Annotated in this window: 16 protein-coding genes; 8 read left to right on the forward strand and 8 right to left on the reverse strand. The window is 71.2% G+C overall.

Annotated features, from left to right (window positions below; translation table 11 throughout):
* Complete coding sequence (locus tag ABZX85_RS15995; RefSeq protein ID WP_355867726.1) at nt 1-978, reverse strand: alpha/beta hydrolase; 978 nt, start codon at nt 976-978, stop codon at nt 1-3.
* Nucleotides 979-1,145: 167 nt separating this feature from the next.
* Here ABZX85_RS15995 and ABZX85_RS16000 point away from each other — a divergent pair, with 167 nt between their 5' ends.
* The 3 genes from ABZX85_RS16000 to ABZX85_RS16010 all read left to right on the forward strand — a co-directional run bounded on the left by ABZX85_RS16000 (nt 1,146) and on the right by ABZX85_RS16010 (nt 4,443).
* Nucleotides 1,146-1,670, forward strand: coding sequence for a GNAT family N-acetyltransferase (locus tag ABZX85_RS16000; RefSeq protein WP_355867729.1), 525 nt, complete (start codon nt 1,146-1,148; stop codon nt 1,668-1,670).
* 231 nt (nt 1,671-1,901) lie between these two features.
* The gene (locus ABZX85_RS16005; protein WP_355867944.1) at nt 1,902-3,113 is read left to right on the forward strand and encodes a glucuronoxylanase; all 1,212 of its coding nucleotides are present in this window, start codon (nt 1,902-1,904) and stop codon (nt 3,111-3,113) included.
* A gap of 193 nt (nt 3,114-3,306) precedes the next feature.
* Complete coding sequence (locus tag ABZX85_RS16010) at nt 3,307-4,443, forward strand: PQQ-dependent sugar dehydrogenase (protein WP_355867732.1); 1,137 nt, start codon at nt 3,307-3,309, stop codon at nt 4,441-4,443.
* Nucleotides 4,444-4,627: 184 nt separating this feature from the next.
* Here the strand turns inward: ABZX85_RS16010 and ABZX85_RS16015 are convergent, their stop codons facing one another.
* Complete coding sequence (locus ABZX85_RS16015) at nt 4,628-6,319, reverse strand: GAF domain-containing protein (protein ID WP_355867735.1); 1,692 nt, start codon at nt 6,317-6,319, stop codon at nt 4,628-4,630.
* A 281-nt stretch (nt 6,320-6,600) separates the two neighbouring features.
* On the opposite strand from ABZX85_RS16015, the gene ABZX85_RS16020 reads away from it, so the two are divergent.
* The 5 genes from ABZX85_RS16020 (at nt 6,601) to ABZX85_RS16040 (ending at nt 9,980) form a co-directional block, all read left to right on the forward strand.
* Nucleotides 6,601-7,044 carry a pyridoxamine 5'-phosphate oxidase family protein gene (locus ABZX85_RS16020; protein ID WP_355867738.1) on the forward strand — a complete coding sequence of 148 codons (444 nt, stop codon included), beginning with the start codon at nt 6,601-6,603 and terminating at the stop codon, nt 7,042-7,044.
* Between the two features lie 100 nt (nt 7,045-7,144).
* Nucleotides 7,145-7,501, forward strand: a complete 357-nt coding sequence (locus ABZX85_RS16025; RefSeq protein WP_355867741.1) for an STAS domain-containing protein — start codon at nt 7,145-7,147, stop codon at nt 7,499-7,501.
* A gap of 115 nt (nt 7,502-7,616) precedes the next feature.
* Nucleotides 7,617-8,306 carry a response regulator transcription factor gene (locus tag ABZX85_RS16030; RefSeq protein WP_355867947.1) on the forward strand — a complete coding sequence of 230 codons (690 nt, stop codon included), beginning with the start codon at nt 7,617-7,619 and terminating at the stop codon, nt 8,304-8,306.
* Between the two features lie 94 nt (nt 8,307-8,400).
* A complete protein-coding gene (locus ABZX85_RS16035) occupies nt 8,401-8,808 on the forward strand; it encodes a YciI family protein (protein WP_355867744.1) in 408 nt (135 codons plus the stop codon).
* Between the two features lie 92 nt (nt 8,809-8,900).
* On the forward strand, nt 8,901-9,980 hold the full coding sequence (locus tag ABZX85_RS16040) for a DUF475 domain-containing protein (protein WP_355867747.1): 1,080 nt from the start codon (nt 8,901-8,903) through the stop codon (nt 9,978-9,980).
* Here ABZX85_RS16040 and ABZX85_RS16045 read toward each other — a convergent pair.
* From ABZX85_RS16045 to ABZX85_RS16070, 6 genes are all read right to left on the reverse strand, one after another.
* The gene (locus ABZX85_RS16045; protein WP_355867750.1) at nt 9,977-10,948 is read right to left on the reverse strand and encodes an oligopeptide/dipeptide ABC transporter ATP-binding protein; all 972 of its coding nucleotides are present in this window, start codon (nt 10,946-10,948) and stop codon (nt 9,977-9,979) included. The genes ABZX85_RS16040 and ABZX85_RS16045 overlap by 4 nt on opposite strands.
* A gap of 95 nt (nt 10,949-11,043) precedes the next feature.
* The gene (locus ABZX85_RS16050; protein WP_355867753.1) at nt 11,044-12,063 is read right to left on the reverse strand and encodes an ABC transporter ATP-binding protein; all 1,020 of its coding nucleotides are present in this window, start codon (nt 12,061-12,063) and stop codon (nt 11,044-11,046) included.
* Nucleotides 12,056-13,024, reverse strand: coding sequence for an ABC transporter permease (locus tag ABZX85_RS16055; RefSeq protein ID WP_355867756.1), 969 nt, complete (start codon nt 13,022-13,024; stop codon nt 12,056-12,058). The genes ABZX85_RS16050 and ABZX85_RS16055 overlap by 8 nt, the downstream gene beginning before the upstream one ends.
* Before the next feature lie 3 nt (nt 13,025-13,027).
* A complete protein-coding gene (locus tag ABZX85_RS16060) occupies nt 13,028-14,047 on the reverse strand; it encodes an ABC transporter permease (protein ID WP_355867759.1) in 1,020 nt (339 codons plus the stop codon).
* Nucleotides 14,044-15,768 carry an ABC transporter substrate-binding protein gene (locus tag ABZX85_RS16065; RefSeq protein WP_355867762.1) on the reverse strand — a complete coding sequence of 575 codons (1,725 nt, stop codon included), beginning with the start codon at nt 15,766-15,768 and terminating at the stop codon, nt 14,044-14,046. The genes ABZX85_RS16060 and ABZX85_RS16065 overlap by 4 nt, the downstream gene beginning before the upstream one ends.
* 45 nt (nt 15,769-15,813) lie before the next feature.
* The gene (locus ABZX85_RS16070) at nt 15,814-16,710 is read right to left on the reverse strand and encodes a proline iminopeptidase-family hydrolase (protein WP_355867765.1); all 897 of its coding nucleotides are present in this window, start codon (nt 16,708-16,710) and stop codon (nt 15,814-15,816) included.
* Nucleotides 16,711-16,960: the final 250 nt, after the last annotated feature.

A 16,960-nucleotide genomic window follows, 5' to 3' on the forward strand; every position in this document is an offset into this window, starting at 1 on the left:
CTACGAGGCCGGCGCCACCGCTTCGAGCCAGTCGAGCAGCAGCCGGTTCGTCTCGTCGGGGCGTTCCTGCTGGAGCCAGTGGCCGCACTCCAGGAGACGGGACGAGCGCAGGCCGGGGAGCGTGGTGGGGAAGGCGTCGATCGCGTCCTTCATCCAGGTGGTGGAGGCGTCCAGGGTGCCGCCGACGAACAGGGACGGCTGGGTGAGGGGCCGGCCGTCGAGGTCGGCGAGGTCCTGCCAGTCGCGGTCCATGTTCCGGTAGCGGTTGAGTGCCCCGGTGAGGCCGGTACGTTCGAATTCCCCTGCGTAGACGTCGAGTTCGGCCTCGGTGAGCCAGGAGGGGAGGCGGTCCGCGGGGAAGCGTTCACGCAGGGTGCCGCCACGGCGGACGAAGTGCGGGTCCGGCTCGCCCGGCGCGGGCATCGTGCCGGCGGACAGCGCCGCGTAGAAGCCGGCGAGCCAGCCGCGTACGTCGGGCTCGATCTCCGCCTCGGCGCGGCCGGGCTCCTGGAAGTAGGAGACGTAGAACTCCTCGTCTCCCCCCAGCCCGGCGAACACGTCACTCGGACGGGGACCGCCCGGCGGGGTGTACGGAACGCTCAGCAGACCCACCGCGCGGAAGATCTCCGGGTGCAGGAGACCGGAGACGGCCGCGATATTGGCACCCCAGTCATGCCCGACGACCACCGCGGTCTCCTCCCCGAGCGCGCGCACCAGCCCGGCGTTGTCCTCGACCAGGGCCCGCATCCGGTACTCGTGCGGCGCGGCCGGCCGGGAGGAACGCCCGTAACCCCGGACGTCCACGGCGACCGCTCGATACCCGGCCGCCGCGAGCGCCGGGAGCTGATGACGCCACGAGTACCAGGACTCCGGGAACCCGTGGACCAGCAGGACCAACGGCCCGCTCCCCTGCTCGACCAGATGCAGGCGCCCCGCCTTCGAGCCGACGAAACGATGACGCGGTTCCCCGGACGGCATGGACCGACACATGGCGCACCCTCCCACTCCGAACACTTCAGACAACGCCCCGATCCTGCGCCGCGGCCTGCGGCACGGGCGACTTTCTTGCGGGTTCGGCAAACCGGAGGCGGGCGCCGCACCACCTCCACCGAAGGCTCGCCGGACACCCGTGCGAGGATCACGCCGTGAACGATCTCTGCTTTCGCCCCGCCCAGGACGCCGACCTCGGCGCGGTCGTACGGCTGCGTGACGACGCGGCCCGCTGGATGCTCGCCCGGGGCATCACCGGGCAGTGGAACCCCGGTGAGCTGGGGGAGGACCACTTCCGGCGGATCATGGAGAGCGGGGAGGTCTGGCTCGCGGAGGCCGGCGGGCGGGCCGTCGGGGCGTGGGAGCTGTGGTGGGAGGACGAGGAGGCGTGGGGGCCGCAGGCGCCGACGGCGGGGTACGTGCACCGGCTGATGGTGGATCACGCGAGCGCGCCCGCCGGGACGGGGCGGCAGTTGCTGCGTGCCGCGGAGTCGCGTGTGGCCGAGGTGGGCCGCCCGCTCGTCCGGCTGGACTGTCTCGCCACCAACATCCGCCTTAGCGCGTACTACCAGGACTCCGGCTACCGGATCGTCGGCCGGAAGGAGGGCAAGCCGCAGCCGGACGGGACGCCGAAGTCGTACACGCTCCTCGAAAAGCGGCTGGGGTCGGCCGGGGGCTGACATCCGGAGGGGTTGACCGGGGTGGGTGGCGTCGTTACCTTGCGAAAGGTCTGCCACTTGGACGTCGTTCAATATACGGAACAGTTCGGTAGGCGCTCCTCCCTCCTGCGCGGCCCGCACGCCGCGCTTCTCTCCGAAGGTGGGAGCGCTCCCAGGCTTCGAGGAGGAGACGTGGACGAGTCCGTGAACGGGGAGCGGGGAGTGCTGGGCCGGAGGGCTGTGCTGGCGGCGATGGGAGCGCTTCCCGTCCTAGCCGCCACCGCGAGCCCGGCGGTGGCCGCCACGGCGACGATCAACCCGTCCGTCACCCGGCAGACGGTCCGCGGCTTCGGCGGCATGACCCACACCGCCTGGATCGGCGACCTCACGGCCGCCCAGCGGGAGACGGCGTTCGGCACCGGGGACGGCCGCCTGGGCTTCTCCCTGCTGAGAATCCCCGTCCCCGAGGACCGCGCCGCCTGGAGCCGCGACCTGGCGACGGCCCAGCGCGCGGCCCAGCTCGGCGTCTCCGTCATCGCCTCCCCCTGGAACCCGCCCGCCGCCCTGACCGAGACCTTCGTCCGCGGCACCCAGACCGACGCCCGACGCCTGCGGTACGACATGTACGGCGCGTACGCCCAGCACCTGAACGACTTCACCGTCCACCTGCGCGACAACGGCGTGAACCTGTACGCGATCTCCGTGCAGAACGAGCCCGACTACGCCCACGACTGGACCTGGTGGACCCCCGCCGAGATGGTCCGCTTCCTGCGCGAGAACGCCGGCGCGATCAGCACGCGGGTCATCGCCCCCGAGTCCTTCCAGTACCTGAAGAACATGTCCGACCCCATCCTGAACGACCCGGCGGCGCTCGCGAACACGGACGTCATCGGCGCCCACCTCTACGGCACGTCCCTCGCGAACTTCCCCTACCCCCTCTTCAGACAGAAGGGCGCGGGCAAGGAGCTCTGGATGACGGAGGTCTACTACCCGAACAGCTCGGACTCCGCGGACCTCTGGCCCCAGGCCCTCGACGTGGGGGAGCACATCCACCACGCCATGGTCGACGCCGAGTTCCAGGCGTACATCTGGTGGTACATCCGGCGCGGCTACGGCCCGATGCGCGAGGACGGGCAGGTCAGCAAACGCGGCGCGGCCATGGCGCAGTTCGCGCGTTTCGTCAGGCCCGGACACGTACGCGTCGAGGCGACGGCGAACCCGGCGGCGAACGTGTGGGTGTCGGCGTACCGGGGCGGCGGCGCCACGGTCGTCGTCGCCGTCAACAAGGCGACCGCGGGGGTGAGCCAGCAGTTCACGCTGGTGAACAGCGCGCCGTCCAGTGTGTCGTCCTGGGTGACGGACGCGACCCGCAACGTCGTCTCGCAGGGCACGGCCGGCGTGTCCAACGGCTCCTTCACGGTGACGCTGCCCGCCCTCAGCATGACGACGTTCGTGCTCCGCTGACCGGGATTCGGCCAAGGGGAGCGGCGTCAGATGGCCGACGGGACGGTCTCGGGCGACACACCTGTCCCGGTAGCCTCACCCGTGACCAACCAGCGCACCAACCCCCCACCCCCAGGCCGCGTTCCGGCATGGACGGCACCCGTGCGACCCCGGTGACCTCCCCCGCTCGCGGCCCCCCCCCAGGAGGATCACGGTGAAAGTTCGCACCAGAAGCTCGGCGATCATCGGCACCCTCTGCCTCGTCGCTTCCCTCGCCCTGACCACGGCCTCCGCCGACGAACTCGCCGCCCTGCCCCAGGCGGCGGACGTCACGCTGACCACGGTCGCCACGGCCCAGAACCCCATCGCGGGCACCGCGGGCCCCGGCGACACGGTCTGGATCGCCGAACGCGCCGGGCGGGTCAGGGTCCTGGAGGGCGGCGTGCTCGGCGCGCCAGTCCTCGACATCTCCGCCGACACCACCACCGACGGCGAACGCGGCCTGCTGGGCATCGCGTTCGGCCGCGACTTCGCACACCTCTACCTGTCGTACACGAACCGTCAGGGCACCAGCACCATCGACGAGTACGCCGTACGCGACGGCCGCGTCCAGACCGCCACCCGGCGTACCGTCCTCACCCAGACCCAGCCCTTCTCGAACCACAACGGCGGCGACATCAAGGTCGGGCCCGACGGCTACCTGTACATCGCGCTCGGCGACGGCGGATCGGCCGGCGACCCGCAGGGCAACGGGCAGAAACTCGACACGCTCCTCGGCAAGATCCTGCGCATCGACCCGCGCGGCGCCACCCCGTACGCGATCCCGGCCGACAACCCGTTCGTCGGCGTCCCGAACGCCAAGGGCGAGATCTGGGCCTACGGGCTGCGCAACCCCTGGCGGTTCTCCTTCGACGCCGGCACCCGCGACCTGCTCATCGGCGACGTCGGCCAGAACGCCTGGGAGGAGATCGACTGGGCGCCCGCCGGCAGCAAGGGCGGCGAGAACTACGGCTGGAACCAGATGGAGGGCAACCACCCCTTCCGGGGCGGCACGGCTCCCGCGAACCACGTCCCGCCGGTCCACGAGTACGACCGCACCGGCGCCGGCTGCTCGGTGACCGGCGGATTCGTCTACCGGGGCGACGCGATCCCCGCACTGAAGGGCCGGTACGTCTTCAGCGACTTCTGCGACGGCACCGTACGCACCCTGACCATGAACAACGGCCGGGTCACCGGCGTGGACGACCTCGGGGTCAACGGCGGCAACGTCGTCTCCTTCGTCCAGGGCGGCGACCACGAGCTGTACGTCCTCGACCTGGGCGGACGCGTCTCCCGGATCGACCCGGCGTGACGACGGCCCGCGGCTGAGCGCCCCGCCGGCCGGCATGTCGCGTCGCGACAACGGCCGGCGGGGCGGACGAGCGGAACCTGTACCTGGTCCCGGACAGATCGGTGGGCGGGACCAGGTTCGTACCCTTGGCCCGTGAGGCCCACCTCGTGACGCCGGAGCGCAGCCGGCCCCACGCCGCCGCCCGCTAGGGAACCCGCACCGGAACCCGCCACACCAGCCTCGTACCCCCCTCCGCCGGGCAGTCCCACTCCAGCCCTCCGCCCAGCTCCCGGGCCCGTTCCGCCATGTTGCGCAGCCCGCTGCGGCGGCCGTCGGCGGGGATGCCGGTGCCGTTGTCGTGGACGGCGAGGGTCAGCTCGTGGGCGTCGGCGGTCAGGACGACGTCCACGCGGGTGGCGCCGGCGTGCCGGGCGACGTTCGTGAGGGCTTCGGAGAGGACCGCGACGACATGGTCCGCGACCTCCTTCGGCACGTCGGTGTCGATCAGCCCCTCCATCCGGAAACTCGGCGCGAACCCGAGCGCCGGGGCGGCCTCCCCCGCCACCCGGACCGCGCGGGCCCGCAGACCGCTCCCCGGACCGGCGCCACGGGCCTGCAACCCGAAGATGGTCGAGCGGATGATCTTGATGCTCTCGTCCAGGTCGTCCACCGCGCGCAGCACCCGCTCGGACGCCTCCGAGTGCTCGATGAACCGGCCCGCGCTCTGAAGCGTCATCCCGGTCGCGAACAGCCGCTGGATCGCCAGGTCGTGCAGATCCCGGGCGATCCGGTCACGGTCCTTCAGCAGCGCGATCTCCTCGGCGTCCCGCCGCCGCTCCGCCAGCTCCATCGCGATGGCCGCCTGCGCGGCGAACACCTGGAGCGGCTCGATCTCCTTGCCGGAGAACGCCACCCGGCCCGCCTCCCGCACCAGCAGCAGCACCCCGCGCACCCCGTCGTCCCCGGTACCGACCGGCACCGCCACGGACGGGCCCAGCGACGGGACGAGCGAGAGCGGATCGTCGCTCGTGACGGCGGCACCCCGGCCGAACGCCGTACCGATCAGCCCCCCTTCGGCCGGCAGGACGAGCCCGCGCAGGGCGTCCGCCTCCTGCCCCAGGGCCAGTTCGACCGTGAACGAGTCGGTGCCCTCCATCGGCATCGCGACGACGGCGAGCGCGGCGCCCGTGATGTCCCGGGCCCGCTCGGCGATCAGCCCCAGCACCTCCGCCCGTCCGTCCCCCGACATCAGCCGGTGCGTGATCTCCGTGTTCGCGCCGAGCCAGCGCTCACGCAGCCGGGACTCCGCGTACAGCCGTGCGTTGTCGATCGCCACCCCGGCCGCCACCGCGAGGGTCGACGTCACCGACACGTCCTCCTCGTCGAACTGGGCCCCGCCCCGCTTCTCGGTGAGATACAGGTTGCCGAACACCTGGTCGCGGACCCGGATCGGGACCCCGAGGAACGTGTTCATCGGCGGATGGTCCGCGGGGAAGCCGTACGACGACGCGTGGTCGGAGAGCTTCTCCAGCCGCAGCGGCTCAGGGTGGCGGATCAGCTCGCCCAGGATGCCGTGGCCCTCCGGATAGGGGCCGATCCTCGCGATCCGGTCCTCGCCCACCCCGATCGTGTGGAAGGCCGAGAGCCGCTTGCCGTCCGGGCCGATCACCCCCAGCGCCGCGTACTCGGCGTCCACCAGGACCGCCGCCGCCTCCACGATGCTGTACAGCGCCTGCCTCAGGTCCAGTTCGCGGCCGACCGACAGGACCGCCTCCAGCAGGCTGTGCACCCGGTCCCGGGTCCCCCGCGCCGCGTCGAGCCGCGCCTGCAACTCGTCCAGCAGCTCGTCCAACCGCAGCTGAGGCAGCCTTACCCGGGCCTCCTCGGGACTTCCCACCCGCACTCCTCGGCATCTCCACGACCCGGCCTCTCCGGTCACTGCACAAAGTAGTGGTCCGGGTACGGACCGGGCACCGAGAACGGGCCAACTGCCCCGGCACGGGCGACCGGAGCCGCATCCGGCATCCCTGTAGGGCCGACCGGCCCTGGTAAGGGGACCAACGGCACCAGCGCGGGGAACTCCGCCGAGGGGACAGTGGCGGACAGGAGCGGCACCCACCCCCCGGTGGTGCCGCTCCTCCCACAGCCCCGGGCCCCACCGACCCACGGACACTCGCCATGACGGACGACACCACCCCCACCCCCGCGCGCAGAAGCGTCGAACTCGCCCACGCCGAGGCGCTCCGGCTGCTCGGGAGCGTGTCCCTCGGACGGGTCGTCTTCACCCGGCGGGCGCTGCCGACCGTCCGCCCCGTCAACCACGTCCTCGTCGACGGCGACGTCGTCATCCGCACCCATGAACGGGCCGCCCTGACCCTGCACGCCGGCCGGGGCGACGGCGCCGGGGTCGTCGTCGCCTACGAGGCCGACGACATCGACCCCTGGACCCACCTCGGCTGGAGCGTCGTCGTCACCGGATACGCCCACCTCGTCACCGACCCCCGCGAACTCGCCCGCTACGACGCCCTGTTGCGGCCCTGGGTCGACCGCACCATGGAACACGCCGTGCGTATCCGGCCGGCCCTGGTGACGGGTGTCCGCCTCACCGCCGACGGTGCCTGAACCGGGCCCGGCGGGTGGGCCGTTCGGTCCCTTCGAACAGGGCCCGCGTGGTTCGAACGGCCCTTCCGGGCGGTGCGGCGGACCGGGTTGGCTGATGGTCATGGACGACAAGCACTTCGGGTCCGCGGCGCTGCGCGCGACACGGACCGGCGGCGGTACGACCGTCGTGACCCTCCGCGGTGAACTCGACCTCCTGGCGGTCGTCGGCCTCGGTCCCGCCCTGGACGAGCTGACCGCCGACCCGCACCCCGACGTGGTGCTGGACCTGGAGCCGGTGACCTTCGTCGACTGCTGCGGCCTCGGCCTGCTGTGCCGGGCCCGCAACCGGGTCCTGGCCCGCCGCGGCAGACTCCGCCTCGCCGCCCCCGGCACCGGCCTCATACGGCTCCTGCGGCACGCCGGGTTGACGGACGCGTTCGAACTGAGCCCGTCGCGGACCCCGGGGGTGACGGGCTGAGACCGGCGGAGAGACGGCCGGGGCGGCGCCGAATGGGGCCGGTCGGCCCTGGTGCGCGGTGGGCCGAACGGTGATGATCGTGGTGGGCAGCAGGTCCGCACAGCGAGAGGTCGTCATGGCGCAGGCACGCACCTTCAGCGAGCAGGACCCGATCCGTGTGTTCCTGCTCGACGACCACGAGGTCGTCCGGCGCGGTCTGGCCGACCTCCTCGACACGGAGCCCGACATCGCGGTCGTCGGCGACGCGGGGACGGTCGGGCACGCGCTCGCGCGGGGCCCGGCGCTGCGCCCGGACGTGGCCGTGCTGGACGTCCGCCTGCCCGACGGGGACGGGATCACCGTCTGCCGCGAGCTGCGTGACCGGATGCCGGAGCTGGCCTGTCTGATGCTGACGTCGTTCGACGACGAGGACGCGCTCCTCGACGCGATCATGGCGGGGGCGTCCGGGTACGTCCTCAAGCAGATCAAGGGCTCCGACCTGGTCTCGGCGGTGCGTACGGTCGCCTCCGGGCAGTCGATGCTGGACCCCGCGACCACGGCCCGTCTGATGCGTTCCCTGCGCGCCGAGCCGGCCGGCACCCCGGCGGTCCCCGACGAGCTGGCGGGCCTGTCCCCGCGCGAACGCGACATCCTCGCCCTCATCGGGGAGGGCCTGACCAACCGGGAGATCGGCAAGAAGCTGTACCTCTCCGAGAAGACCGTCAAGAACCACATCTCCCGTCTCCTGGCCAAACTCGGCGTCCAGCGCCGAGTCCAGGCCGCCGTACTGGCCACCCACCTGGAACCGCCGGAGGGGACCAGATAGGGCGCGGCACCGCGATGTCGAGAACCCGTGTCCGGCTCCGTCCCAGGGATGAGCGCGGCCACAATGGGCCGCACCCGCACCGAGGAGAACGGCCATGGCGAAGTACCTGCTGCTGAAGCACTACCGGGGCGCCCCGGCGGCGGTCAACGACGTACCGATGGACCGCTGGACGCCCGAGGAGATCTCCGCGCACATCCAGTACATGCGCGACTTCGCGGCCGGGCTGGAGCGGAGCGGCGAGTTCGTCGGCGAGGTGGCGCTCGCGCCGGAGGGGACGTGGGTGCGGTACGACGGCGAGGGCCGGCCGCCGGTCACCGACGGGCCGTTCGCCGAGACGAAGGACCTCATCGCCGGGTGGATGGTGATCGACGTCGACAGCTACGAACGGGCCGTCGAACTGGCCGGGGAACTCTCCGCGGAACCCGGCGCGGGCGGGCGGCCCATCCACGAGTGGCTGGAGCTGCGCCCGCTGCTGTCCGCGCCGCCCACCGTCACGGAATGACCGCACGCCGGTCCTCGACGCCCTGACGACAACTGATCGTGATAGACAACGCCCGAACACGTGCGAGGCGTTGACGACAGGAGTGGGTGGCCGTGCTGCTGAGGACCTTCCGGTGGGCGTTCGCCTGCACAGCGCTCGGCCTGGCCGCGGGCGTGTTCTACGACGGCTGGGCGGCGCTCGGGGTCGTCGCGATCCTGGCCGTCCTGGAGGTGTCGCTGTCCTTCGACAACGCGGTCGTCAACGCCGGTGTCCTGAAGAAGATGAACGCCTTCTGGCAGAAGATCTTCCTCACGGTCGGCATCCTGATCGCCGTGTTCGGGATGCGGCTCGCCTTCCCCGTCGTGATCGTGGCCGTCACGGCGAGCCTCAACCCGTACGACGCGGTCCAGCTCGCCCTGACTGACAAGGACCGCTACCAGCAGCTGGTCACCGACGCCCACCCGGCGATCGCCGCGTTCGGCGGCATGTTCCTGCTCATGATCTTCCTCGACTTCGTCTTCGAGGAGCGGGACATCCAGTGGCTCCGCTGGCTGGAACGCCCCCTCGCCAAACTCGGCAAGGTCGACGCGCTCTCCGTCTGCCTCGCGCTCGGCGTCCTGCTGATCACCTCCGTGACCTTCGCCGCCCACGCCCACCAGCACGGCGGCGCGCACGCCGACAAGACACAGACCGTCCTCCTCTCCGGCATCGCGGGTCTCATCACCTACCTCGTCGTCGGCGGCCTCTCCGGCTTCTTCGAGAACCGCCTGGAGGAGGAAGAGGAGGAGCAGCGGCCGTCCGCCGGCTCCCCCCTCGCCCTCGCCGGCCGCGCCGCGTTCTTCCTGTTCCTCTACCTCGAAGTCCTCGACGCCTCCTTCTCCTTCGACGGCGTCATCGGCGCCTTCGCCATCACCAACGACATCGTCCTGATGGCACTGGGCCTCGGCATCGGCGCGATGTACGTCCGTTCGCTCACGGTCTACCTGGTCCGCCAGGGCACCCTCGACGACTACGTCTACCTGGAGCACGGCGCCCACTACGCCATCGGCGCCCTCGCCGTCATCCTCATGATCACCATCCAGTACCAGATCAACGACGTGATCACCGGCCTCATCGGCGTCGTCCTGATCGCCGCCTCCTTCTGGTCCTCCGTCCGCCGCAACCGCACCCTCGCGACGCCGGACGCGGCCTAACGGCCGGCCAGCGGGAAGTGGCAGGCGACCTGACGCCCGTCGCCGCCCGCGGCTAGCCTCGGACGCTCCACCGCGCACAGCTCCCGCGCGTGGGGGCAGCGCGTACGGAACGGGCAGCCCGTCGGCTTCTCCGCCGGGCTGGGCACCTCCCCGGTCAGCATGATCCGCTCCCTGGGCGGCCCGCCGTCCCCGGGAGTCCCGTCGTCGATGTCCGGTACGGCCGACAGCAGGGCCTGCGTGTACGGGTGCGCCGGTGACGCGTACAGGTCGTCCGTGGCGGCGAGTTCGACGATCTCGCCGAGGTACATGACGGCGATCCGGTCCGACACGTGCCGCACCACCCCGAGGTCGTGCGCGATGAAGACGTAGGTGAGCGCGAACTCCTCCTGGAGGTCGGCGAACAGGTTCAGCACCTGCGCCTGGATCGACACGTCCAGCGCCGACACCGGCTCGTCCGCGACGATCAGCCTCGGGTCCGTCGCCAACGCCCGCGCGATCCCGATCCGCTGCCGCTGCCCGCCGGAGAATTCATGCGGATACCGGTCGAGATGGGCCGCCGAGAGCCCTACGACGTCGAAGAGCTCGGCGACCCGACGGCGGACCGTGCCCGAGTCGCCGTACCGGTGCACGAGCAGCGGCTCCGCGACGATGTCCCCGGCACGGCGGCGGGGGTTGAGGGAGGCGTGCGGGTCCTGGAAGACGAACTGGAGGCCCGGCCGCACCGGACGCAGCCGCCGCGTGGACAGCGTCGAGATGTCCTGCCCGTCGAACTCGACGCGCCCGGAGGTGAGTTCGGTGAGCCGCACCAGGCACCGCCCGAGCGTGGACTTGCCGCAGCCCGACTCCCCGACGACCCCGAGCGTCTCCCCGGCCCGCACCTCCACGGACACCCCGTCGACGGCCCGCAACGGCCGCCGCGCACCCCGCAGCCGATAGTGCTTGGTGACGTCCGTGGCACGCAGCAGCACTTCGCCGACCGGAGCCGCGGGAGCCGCCGGAACCTTGAGGGCCTCTGGACCCGTGGGAGCCGGGGGAACTGCGGGAACCCTGGGAACCGTCCCGGTCATGACGCCACCTCCGTGTCCTGTCGTACGGCCGCCCGCTGCCCCGCCCGGTCCCGCGCCGGGAGCCAGCATGCGTCCAGATGCGTGAGGTCCTCGCCCGGCGCGAGCGCGGGCCGCTCCTCGCACCGGTCGTGACGCAGCCGGCAGCGCGGCGCGAACGCGCAGCCCTCCGGCAGGGCGCCGGGCGTCACCGGCATGCCCGCGATGGTGGGGAGCCGGCGCAGCCGGGGGCCGGTCACCCGGGGCACCGAGTCCAGCAGCCCCCACGTGTAGGGGTGCCGCGGTCCGTGGAACACCGCCTGCCGGGGCCCCTCCTCGGCGGCCCGGCCGCCGTACATGACGAGGACCCGGTCGGCGATCCGCGAGACCACGCCCATGTCGTGGGTGATGAGGACCATCGCCGAACCGCGCGTGTTCAGCTCCCGCATCAGATCGAGGATCTGCGCCTGGACCGTCACGTCCAGCGCGGTCGTCGGCTCGTCGGCGATCAGCAGCGCCGGGGAGCAGGACAGGGCCATCGCGATGACCACGCGCTGGCGCATGCCGCCGGAGAACTCGTGCGGATAGGCGTGCACGCGGGAGGGCGCGCCGGGGATGCCGACGTCGGAGAGGAGCCGTACCGCGCGGGCCTCGGCCTCCTTGCGGGACACCTTCTCGTGCGCCCGGATCTGCTCGGCGATCTGCCAGCCGACCGTGTACACGGGGGTGAGGGCGGTCATCGGGTCCTGGAAGACCATGGCGATCTCCCGGCCGCGCACCGCCCGCATCTCCTTGCCGGTCAGCGTCAGCAGGTCCCGCCCCCGGAAGCGGACCTCACCCGTCACGGTGACGTTCGGGCTGGTCAGCAGCCGCAGCACGGCGAGCATCGACACGCTCTTGCCCGAGCCCGACTCGCCGACCACGCCCAGCACTTCACCGGGCGCGACCGAGAAGGAGAGCCCGTCGACGGCGGTCACCGTGCCCTGCCGGGTGCGGAACCGCACCCTCAAGTCGCGGACGTCCAGCAGGGGTTCAGACATGGCGGGCCCTCGGATCGAGTCGTGCGTACAGGATGTCCACCAGCGCGTTGGCGAGGACCACGAAGAACGCGGCGTACAGCACCGTCCCCATGATCACCGGCAGGTCGAGGTTCTGGAGGGCGTCGTAGGTGAGCTTGCCGATGCCCGGGAGGCCGAACACCACCTCGGTGAGCAGCGCGGCGCCGCCGACGAGCGCCCCGAAGTCCAGGCCGAACAGCGACACGATCGGGATGAGAGAACAGCGCAGCGCGTGCCGCAGCAGGATGCGCCGCTCGGACAGCCCCTTCGCGCGGGCAGTGCGGACGTAGTCCTCGCCGAGCGCGGAGACGACCTCGCCGCGCAGCAGCCGGGCGTAGATCCCGGCGTACAGCAGGGCCAGCGTCAGCCACGGGAACAGCAGATGCAGCGCCCACTCGCCGGGCGCGTGGCTCAGGTCGACGTACCCGGGCGGCGGCACCCACGAGAAGAGGGAGCCGTGGAACTGCTTCTGCGTGAGGAGGTTGACGACCTCGCCGAGCCAGTACGCCGGCAGGGACACCCCGACGACACCGGCCAGCATGATCAGCGGGTCGGCGGCCCTGCCGCGCAGCATCGCCGCCGCCGTCCCCATCAGGACGCCGGCCGTCATCCAGATCAGGGCCGCGCCGACGACCAGGGAGAGGGTCACCGGGGTGGCCTGCACGATCTGCGGGATCACCTTCGAGCCCCGGTTGACGAACGACTCCAGGTCCCGGTCGACCAGGAGATGCCGCATCATCAGCAGGTAGCGCACGGGCAGCGGCCGGTCCAGGCCGAAGGAGTGCCGCACCTGCGCGAGGGTGGCCGGGTCCGCGTTGCGTCCCGCGATCCTCGCCGCCGGGTCGACGCCCGGGGTCGCGAAGAAGATCAGGAACACCAGCACGCTGATCGCGAACATCACCAGCAGCGCCGAACTGAAGCGGCGCAGAGCGAAGAGGAGCACGGTTCACACCCCTCCGCGCAGCCGGGCGCCCGGATCGAGGGCGTCACGCACCCCGTCGCCGAGGACGTTCAGCGCGGCCGTGGTGAGCGCGATCAGCAGACCGGGCGCGATCGTCACCACGGGCCGGGTGTACAGCAGCCCCAGACCGTCCTGGATGATCGTGCCCCAACTCGCCTCCGGCGGCTGGACACCCACCGACAGGAACGACAGCGCCGACTCCGTCAGCATCGCCAGCGCGGTCATCAGCGGCACGAACACCAGCGCCGTCGGCACCACGTTCGGCAGCACCTCCCGGCGCAGGACGCGCACGGTCGGCGAACCGGAGCCGATCGCCGCCTGGATGTACTCCTTGTCCCGCAGCACCAGCACCTGACCGCGCAACGGCCGTGCCACGTACGGCACATAGATCGCCGCGATGATCGTCACCGGCAGCCACAGACTCCCGGCATCGACCGTCAGCGGCCCCAGCCTGAGGCCGTTCGTGAGAAGGACCACCGACAGGCAGATCGCCAGCAGGTACACCGGGAACGCCCAGACGACGTCCAGCACCCGGGAGATCACCGCGTCGACGACCCCGCCCGCGTACCCGGCGACGACCCCGACTGCCGTGCCGAGCACGCAGGTCAGCACCGCCGCCGTGAACCCGATGAACAGGCTCGTCCGGCCGCCGTACAGCAGCCGCGCCATGACGTCCCGGCCCTGGTTGTCGGAGCCGAGGAAGTAGTGCCCGGGGTCCCAGGTCGGGCCGATCGGGGTGACACCGAGACCGAGGCCAGTGCTGCTCGGGGTGAGCACCGGGACGGTCTTCCCGTCGACGACCGTCGTCCCGGAGACATGGGACTGGAAGGGGTCGGTGTGGGCGATGTGGTGCGCGTACAGCGGGGCGCACAGGCTCGCCAGCACGACCAGGAGCAGGACGGCGCCGGCGGCCAGCGCCGCCTTGTTGTGCCGGAGGTCTCCTGCGGCGGTCCGCCAGGGGCCCGGCGAGGGCCTGACGCCGAGGGGGGCCGTGGCGGCGGTCACTTGACCCACAGCTGCCCGACCAGCATGTAGAACTGCTTGCTGAAGCGGTAGTTGCCCACCCGCGTCGACGTGAAGTCGATCATCTTGGGGTTGATCAGCGGGACGACCGGCGACTCGCCCATGATCTGCTGGTCGATCGCGGCCCACTGCGCGTCGGCGTTCGCGGTCTTCGCCGCCGCCTGCATCCTGGCGTCGACGCTCTTGTCGCAGTACCCGGAGATGTTGATGCTGGAGTCGCTGCCCGGGTGGAAACTCGCGCAGGACAGCAGCACGTTCAGGAAGTCGGAGGCCGCCGGATAGTCCTGGTACCAGGACGTCAGGGCCAACTGCACCTTGTTCTTGGTGTTCTGGATGTAGGTGAACTGGATGTTCGCCGACAGCGGCTTCAGCGTCGCCTTGTAACCGAGCTGGGTCAGCAGGCTCTGGAGGTACTGCCCGATCGATTTGTTGACGTCGTCGTCCTGGACGACGATCCCGACCTCCTGACCGGCCGTCCCCGACTGCTTCACCAGCTCCTTGGCCCTGGCGAGATCGGAGGCCGTCCAGGTAGGCGTGGACCCCTTCGTGTAGGCGCACTTGTCGGCGTGCCCGGGGAAGCCCGGCGGGAGGATCGTGCACGCGGGGGAGGCGAGGTTCGTGCCGCCGTACAGCCGGACCACGGCCGACCTGTCCACCGCCCAGTTGACGGCCTGACGCGCCAACTTGTTGTCGAAAGGCGCCGAGTTCACGTTGAGCGTCGCGTACCAGAACGCGGTCAGCGGGTTCACGTGCGCCTGGGAGGCGTACTTCGTGCCGATCTCGTTGAGGCGGTCGGCGGGCGGAGCGTCGAACATCCAGTCCGCCTCGCCGTTCTCGACGGCGGTGACCTCCGACTCGACGGTCTGCCCGAAGGTGTAGTCGATCGCGTCCGGATAGCCCTGGGGCTGCGCCTCGCGCGACCACTGTGCGAAGTGCGGGTTGCGGACCAGCTTCAGCGCCCGGTTCGGGTCGTACGACGCCGCCATGTACGGGCCGGTCGAGGGGAGGGGCGTGGTGCCGGCGTCCTTCGCGGGGGAGTCCTTGGGGAGGATGCTGGCGTGCGGGACGGCGAGCTTGTACGCGAACTCCGTGTCCGGGGCGGTGAGGTTGATGGTCACCGTGTTGGTCGCCGCGTCACCGGTCACACCCTTCGGGAGGGTGCAGGAGGCGGGGGTCTTGAGACAGGCGTCGGCGCCGACGATGCCGTTGTAGAAGGTGCCCGCCGTGGGGCTGGAGACCTTGAAGATCCGCTCGAACGACGCCACGACGTCGTCGGTGGTGAGGGGCTTGCCATTGGAGAAGGTGACGCCCTTGCGGAGCGTGAAGGTGTAGGTCTTGCCGCCGTTGCTGATCTTCGGGAGGGAGGTCGCCAGGTCCGGGACGACGGTGAACGACTCCTGCCCGTTCACCTTCTTGAAGGCGAGCAGGCCGTCGTACATCGACTGGTACAACTGCCAGTACTGGAGCGTGTAGTTGATCTGCGGGTCGAAGCTGCCCGCCGCCGCGTGCGCGACGAGTTTCAGGGTGCCGCCCTTGTGCTGGGGCTGGAAGGCGGAGGAGCCGGTGGCGGCGGTGGTCGGGCTTCCGGAGGAGGACGTGTCGTCGGAGGAGGACGAACAGGCGGCGGCGGTGAGGGCGAGCGCGACGGTGCCGGCGGCGAGCGCGCCGCGTTTGGTGCGGTGGGACAGAGGGCTTCGGGGCATGACGGGGGAACCCTTCCGGGGCGGGGCTGGTCGGTCGGTGTCGGTTCAGTCGGCGGAGTCGAGGAACTCGCCGACGACCCGCAGGTACAGCTCCTCCTCCTCGACGTGCGGCATGTGGCTGGAGCGCTCGAACATGTGCCAGCGCACGTCCGGGATGTGATCGGCGAAGGGGCGGACGGTCTCGGGGGTGGCCTCGTCGTACCGTCCCGACACCAGGAGCGTCGGCGCCTCGACCAGATGGAGCCGGTCGACGACGGACCAGTCCTTGAGGGTGCCGACGACGTGGAACTCGTTCGGGCCGTTCATCGTGTGGTACACGGTCGGATCGGCGGCGATGTTGTCCCAGGTCGCCCGCACCTCGGGCGGGTTGGGGACGAGCCGGCAGACGTGGCGTTCGTTGAAGACCTGTTCGGCCGCCCGGTAGTCGGGGTGGTCCGTGGTGCCGGCGGCCTCGTGGGCGAGCAGGGTCCGCTGGACCTCCTCCGGCAGCCCCGCGCGCAGTTCGGCCGCCGCCGCGAGCCACAGCCGCATCGACGCGGGGGAGTTGGCGATGACCAGTCCGCGCAGCCCGGGAGGCCGGCGGACCGCGTGCTCGGCGGCCAGCATGCCGCCCCAGGACTGGCCGAGGACGTGATAGCCGTCGGCGATGCCCAACTCCGCGAGGAGGGTGTCGAGTTCGTCGAGGAAGAGCTGGACGGTCCAGAAGCCGGCGCCCTCGGCGGGCAGATGGGTGGAGCGCCCGGTGCCGAGCTGGTCGTAGTGGATCACCGGGCGGCCCTGCGCGGCGATGCCCGCGATGCTGAGCGTGTAGTCGTGACCGGCGCCGGGGCCGCCGTGCAGGACCACGAGAGGTGTCCTGCCCGGTTCGCCGGTGATCCGGTACCAGGTCGAGTGGCCGTTGAAGTCGACCGTGCCGGTGTGGTTCGGTTCGGGGATCGCCACGGGAAGCCTCCCAGACCGGCCGGAATCACTCCGGCCGCTGTCTGAAAATAGTTGGGTTGTGACGGATGGATGGGATAGTGAACGGGGAAAAGGTCAGTCCACAAGACCTTTTAGTCGGGGCAGGGAAAGAAGTAACGCCGGGTTCACACGGCCCGCGCGCGTTTACCGAAACGGCGATTTCCGGGAGGGCACCTGACATCCGCACCTGAGCCACTGGGGGCGGGCGACGAGTACGCGCGCCTCATCGACC

Source organism: Streptomyces sp. NPDC004539 (assembly GCF_040610055.1).
Classification (GTDB): domain Bacteria; phylum Actinomycetota; class Actinomycetes; order Streptomycetales; family Streptomycetaceae; genus Streptomyces.

What these genes read in the sequence shown, in the direction of transcription:
- ABZX85_RS15995 (WP_355867726.1), bottom strand. Translation starts at nt 978, where the DNA reads ATGCCGTCCGGGGAACCGCGTCATCGTTTCGTCGGCTCGAAGGCGGGG.
- ABZX85_RS16005 (WP_355867944.1), top strand. Translation starts at nt 1,902, where the DNA reads ATGGGAGCGCTTCCCGTCCTAGCCGCCACCGCGAGCCCGGCGGTGGCC.
- ABZX85_RS16020 (WP_355867738.1), top strand. Translation starts at nt 6,601, where the DNA reads ATGACGGACGACACCACCCCCACCCCCGCGCGCAGAAGCGTCGAACTC.
- ABZX85_RS16025 (WP_355867741.1), top strand. Translation starts at nt 7,145, where the DNA reads ATGGACGACAAGCACTTCGGGTCCGCGGCGCTGCGCGCGACACGGACC.
- ABZX85_RS16030 (WP_355867947.1), top strand. Translation starts at nt 7,617, where the DNA reads ATGGCGCAGGCACGCACCTTCAGCGAGCAGGACCCGATCCGTGTGTTC.
- ABZX85_RS16035 (WP_355867744.1), top strand. Translation starts at nt 8,401, where the DNA reads ATGGCGAAGTACCTGCTGCTGAAGCACTACCGGGGCGCCCCGGCGGCG.
- ABZX85_RS16050 (WP_355867753.1), bottom strand. Translation starts at nt 12,063, where the DNA reads ATGTCTGAACCCCTGCTGGACGTCCGCGACTTGAGGGTGCGGTTCCGC.
- ABZX85_RS16065 (WP_355867762.1), bottom strand. Translation starts at nt 15,768, where the DNA reads ATGCCCCGAAGCCCTCTGTCCCACCGCACCAAACGCGGCGCGCTCGCC.